The organism is Streptomyces sp. NPDC048269 (genome assembly GCF_040652395.1).
Taxonomy (GTDB): domain Bacteria; phylum Actinomycetota; class Actinomycetes; order Streptomycetales; family Streptomycetaceae; genus Streptomyces.
In genome coordinates, this window is the sequence record NZ_JBEZLW010000107.1 from 1 (window position 1) to 4,249 (window position 4,249).

Below are 4,249 nucleotides of genomic sequence, written 5' to 3' on the forward strand. Positions count from 1 at the left end.
CCGGCGGGTAGTTCTTCATGACCACGAGATGTCCGTTCTCAGATCCTCAGGATCCAGTGTCTCGTGTGTTCAACATCAGGGGTCAAGGCCCGACAGCGACCCGCGAGAGCCTGATGTTCAAGATCCGAAGCATCCGGGAACCGCCCCGGCCGGCCAGCACCACACCGACGTCCTCCACCAAGCGCTGCAACGGCGGTGTCCGCCGCTGGTAGCGCACAGTCAGCCCCGGCACTTGCTCGGCGAAGGTCACCTTCGAGCAGGTCATGTTTTCGCAGTACAGACGGCGTACGGACAAGTCGATGCGCACAGGCCGGCCCGCGAGCGTGACGTCGGCGAGGCTCCGTACGTAGCGGCTGTGGCACCACCCGCTGAGCTGTCCGCACCCCGTACATACCACTGGAACACCGGATCTCGTGCGGGCCCGGACCGCCACCACAGCATCAGAGACCTCGACCGAGACCACGAGCACACTAGACAACTGCGGTAACAGACTGACCAGTTCAACAGGGCACAGTCACACGCTGCCCGCCGTGCAGACACACCGACCGCGTGAAATAGATGATCTCCGCCTCCGAAAAATCTTGCCAGAGCCTTCAAAGTGCACCGGACGGTACACGCGAACCTGCACCACGCGTCATGGCTGATCTTGCTGGACTGTCACGGAGTGGCATTGCTGCCTCGGACGAGATCCTTGAGGAACTGTCGTTGGCCGTCCAGGAATCCGTCCGCGAAGAGCGAGCGGGGCGAGAAGAGCGCAGTGAGCGTGATCTTGAGGTCCGACTGCTCGATGGACTCCTTGAGAAATGAATGGGTCGCGTCCGGGTAGCACTTGGCCGTCAATGCACCGCGTGCGTCCAGCACATCGCGGTAGACGCGCTCCGTGTCGGCGGTGTCTACGTTGATGTCATGACCCGCGAGGGCCAGCAGCACCGGTACGCCGCGCAGGGCGCGAAGGTCTTGCGTGGCGTCCGCGGTGTAGTTCTTGGATGAAGCCCCAGCGATCGGCGGTCATGCCGTCCGCGTCGCCGCCCATGGCCTTGACGTACTCCTCGAAGGTCGCGTGGCGTTCCAGCAGCCGTCGGGTGGTGTCGCTCTTGGCGATCGCCGCGTTGGTACGGCCTGCTGACGCGCCGTCGGCGCGCAGCTCGGCGAGGAGGTTGTAGCGGCCCTGCTGGAGCCAGTTGATCGCGGGCGAGACGGCGATGACGAAGCTCACGGACGTCTTGGCGGCGACCTTCGGCAGGACCCAGCCCGCCTGGCTGGCGCCCCAGAGCCCGATCCGGTCGCCGTCGATGTCCGGGCGGGCGCGCGCCCAGGCGATGGCGGCGGCTGCCTCGTCGGCCCGGTCGTCCATGGACTGGCCGAGCCAGTTCCCGGGCGCGCCCGCGACGCCGGGCTTGTCCCAGGACAGGGAGGCGTAGCCGGCCTTGGCGTTCGCTTCCCACATGGGCCTGTAGCCGTCGTCGTGGGTGGCGTCGACGGGGCCGTCGCCGTGGACGTACACGACCAGGCCGTGGCGTTTGCGGCCGTCCTTGGGGGTGGCCGGTACTCCGTTGAGGGTGTGGCCGCCGTAGCGGATTGATACCCGCTGCTCGTCCATGGCGTAGGAGTTCTGCCACAGCACCACGCCGACGAGACCGGCGGCCACGACCAGGGCCGTGACGAGTGACCACACGGCCATGCGGAGCCCGCGCCGTCGGGGCTGGATCTTTGGATACATGGGATCTGACCGCCTCTGTTCGGGTGAGCGAACTGAAACTATCAGCACACGCACGATCGTCGTAGGAATGATAGTTTTGAGTTTCGGGTTGCAGTGAGAAAAGAGGGCACGGTATGGGACTGGACACGACGGACACCGGTACTGGACCGGTGACGGTCCGGCGGGGCCTTCCGACCGGCGCCGAGCGGCGGGCGGCCGAGCTGTGCTGGGAGGCTTTCGGCCGTAAACTCGGCCCCGCGCTGAACCCGCCGGACAAGGCGGTGCCCTTCATCGCCTCGCACCTGAACGCCGATCGCGCGGTGTGCGCGCTCCTCGACGGGCAGCTCGTCGGCCTCGCCGGCTACCAGCTTGGCGGCCGTGCCCTCACCGGGGGATCGGCCTCCGCCGTGCTGCGCGTGTACGGACACTTGCGGGGGCTGCCCAGACTCCTGCTCCTCGCCCTGTTCGAACGCCACCCGGCCCCCGGACAGCTCGTCATGGACGGCATCGCCGTGGACCCGGGCATACGCGGGCGTGGCGTCGGGAGCCTGCTCATCGAGGAAGTGGCCGCCGTCGCGGCGGAGCAGCACTGCCGGGAGATCAGACTGGATGTGATCGACATCAATCCGCACGCCAGGGCCCTGTACGAGCGGCGCGGCTTCACGGCCGTGCGGACCGAGCGCACGCCCTACCTGCGCGGGCTGCTGGGGTTCGGCGCGGTGACCACCATGCGTCGCGCCGTCGGAACGAGAGGGGCGAGAGAACTGTGAGCACCGAGGCGGACCACGTCGAGGTCCCCACCCGCATGCTCGTCCACGCGCTGATCCGCGAGGACGGCACCGTCGGCGCGGACGAGCTGTACACCGTCGCCAACACCCTGGGCATGAGCGACCAGCAGGTGCGGCTGTGCATCAAACGCCTCGTGGCCGAGGGCCGGTTCACCCACGAGGGCCGTGGCCGCAAGGCGGAGCTGCACGCGACCGCGGACACCACGCGTGCCCTGGCTCCCAACGCGGACTTCCTCCAGCACGCGTTCCAGCAAGACGCCGGGCTCGCTCCCTGGGACGGTGTCTGGCACCTGGCCGCCTTCGCGGTGCCCGAATCGGCGCGCACGGCCCGGGACGCCCTGCGTGAGACGCTCGTCCACCTCGGCGGCGCCCCGCTGCAGGGCGGACTGTACGTCTGCGCCAACGCCTGGGAACCGTACGTCGAAGAAGCGGCCCACCGCCTCGGCGCCCATGGTGCGCTCACCCTTCTCACCACGACCGACCTGCGCAAGGGCGACACCCAAGAGCCTGTCGAACTCGCCCGCCGCCTGTGGTCCCTGCAGGAGATCGCCGACCGCTACCACCGCCTCAGCCGCATCGCCCGGCCCCGCCTCGCCCGGCTCACCGGCCCTGCCGGACTCTCCCCGTCCGCACTCCTCACCATCGCGGTCGAACTTGCCGCCGAACTCACCCGCGCCATGGAGCCCGACCCGCTGTTGCCGCCTCAGCTCCTGCCCCAGCCCTGGCCTGGCACCCAGGCCCGGGAGCTCATCGCCCGGTGCTGGGCGGTCCAGCACGAACGAGAAGGCGGCGAAGCCCGCCCAGCCCTCTTCCGCCTCTACGCCGACATCACCCGAGAAGCTGCAGACCGGGTCGTGCGCTGAAGACGGGACAGAGGACGTGCACTTTGATTCGTACCGACCGGTGATGTTCGGGTGTACGCCGACACCTGGGCCCCGTGCACGCCCTGCTCCTGGAGCGGAAGACCGGTCGGACCGCAGGCGGGCCGTCGGCGGCGGCCGAGCTGGCGAGGCAGATCAAAGGGGACCTCCTTGTGAACGTTCTCGTTATTCCCCAGGGGTAAGTTCACGTAATTCCCCAGGCTCTGACCTCGGCTGGGGGTTACGTTGGCCAGCGTGAACTTGCTGGGGTGGAGCTATCGGTATGTGGGACCGCCTGATCTGCGGGCCCTTGTCCGGCCGGAGGCTGAGGGCCGAAGCATCCTCTCGGCATCGGACTTCGCCGACTGGGCTTCGTCTCTGGCGACGGTGGAGCTGGCCGAGCCTTTCACGTTCGTCATCGACTCGGCTGGTGTGCTGCGGCTCGCGCCGCGTCGAAGCGAGCACGTGGTGTGTGCCGGCGGCGGCCCCGTTCTCGGTGCCGGAGAGATGAGCTTCCGCAGGGAGTCCGGGCAGTGGGTGGTCGCTGAGGTGAGTAACCAGTCGACCGGATACTGCCCGGACATCAGTTCGTGGCAGGCCGTCGTGGAAGCTCTCGATGCAGCCGGGATCGCGCACCCTCCCGGCTTCACCCACGAGGTGGTATTCCGGCGCTGTCCCTCCTGCAGCCAGCTGAACATCGTTCGGGAGGAAGACTTCTTCTGCGTCTTCTGCGACGAGGACCTGCCGCGGGAATGGAACGTGGACGGGTCTGGGAGTTAGCGGACCGGGGGCTTGTCGGGCTTGTCGGTGAAGTTCCCCCGTTGATGTGGACACCTGGACACTGGGACGTATGAGCCCAGGGGAAGCAGTGCCAGGTGGGAAGTAACTACACGAAGCGATAT

Annotated in this window: 6 protein-coding genes; 3 read left to right on the plus strand and 3 right to left on the minus strand. The window is 67.7% G+C overall.

From position 1 onward, the window contains the following. Positions 1–82: 82 nt before the first annotated feature. The 3 genes from AB0D48_RS37150 to AB0D48_RS37160 all read right to left on the minus strand — a co-directional run bounded on the left by AB0D48_RS37150 (position 83) and on the right by AB0D48_RS37160 (position 1,720). The gene (locus tag AB0D48_RS37150; RefSeq protein ID WP_362407712.1) at positions 83–469 is read right to left on the minus strand and encodes a transposase family protein; all 387 of its coding nucleotides are present in this window, start codon (positions 467–469) and stop codon (positions 83–85) included. A gap of 188 nt (positions 470–657) precedes the next feature. Continuing rightward, on the minus strand, positions 658–930 hold the full coding sequence (locus AB0D48_RS37155; RefSeq protein ID WP_362407715.1) for a hypothetical protein: 273 nt from the start codon (positions 928–930) through the stop codon (positions 658–660). After that, positions 905–1,720: an alpha/beta hydrolase gene (locus AB0D48_RS37160; protein ID WP_362407718.1), complete on the minus strand. Its 816-nt coding sequence runs from the start codon at positions 1,718–1,720 to the stop codon at positions 905–907. Before AB0D48_RS37160 ends, AB0D48_RS37155 begins: the two co-directional genes overlap by 26 nt. A 113-nt stretch (positions 1,721–1,833) precedes the next feature. On the opposite strand from AB0D48_RS37160, the gene AB0D48_RS37165 reads away from it, so the two are divergent. The 3 genes from AB0D48_RS37165 to AB0D48_RS37175 all read left to right on the plus strand — a co-directional run bounded on the left by AB0D48_RS37165 (position 1,834) and on the right by AB0D48_RS37175 (position 4,127). Further along, positions 1,834–2,469 carry a GNAT family N-acetyltransferase gene (locus tag AB0D48_RS37165; RefSeq protein WP_362407721.1) on the plus strand — a complete coding sequence of 212 codons (636 nt, stop codon included), beginning with the start codon at positions 1,834–1,836 and terminating at the stop codon, positions 2,467–2,469. Between the two features lie 35 nt (positions 2,470–2,504). Further along, entirely contained in the window at positions 2,505–3,350 is an 846-nt protein-coding gene (locus AB0D48_RS37170; protein WP_362407727.1) for a PaaX family transcriptional regulator C-terminal domain-containing protein, read from the plus strand. A gap of 252 nt (positions 3,351–3,602) precedes the next feature. Beyond that, positions 3,603–4,127, plus strand: a complete 525-nt coding sequence (locus AB0D48_RS37175) for a hypothetical protein (RefSeq protein ID WP_362407724.1) — start codon at positions 3,603–3,605, stop codon at positions 4,125–4,127. The last annotated feature ends 122 nt before the right edge of the window (positions 4,128–4,249 follow it).

Bases quoted from the DNA above. Each gene is read 5' to 3' on its own strand.
- AB0D48_RS37160 (WP_362407718.1), bottom strand. From the start codon at position 1,720: ATGTATCCAAAGATCCAGCCCCGACGGCGCGGGCTCCGCATGGCCGTG.
- AB0D48_RS37165 (WP_362407721.1), top strand. From the start codon at position 1,834: ATGGGACTGGACACGACGGACACCGGTACTGGACCGGTGACGGTCCGG.
- AB0D48_RS37170 (WP_362407727.1), top strand. From the start codon at position 2,505: ATGCTCGTCCACGCGCTGATCCGCGAGGACGGCACCGTCGGCGCGGAC.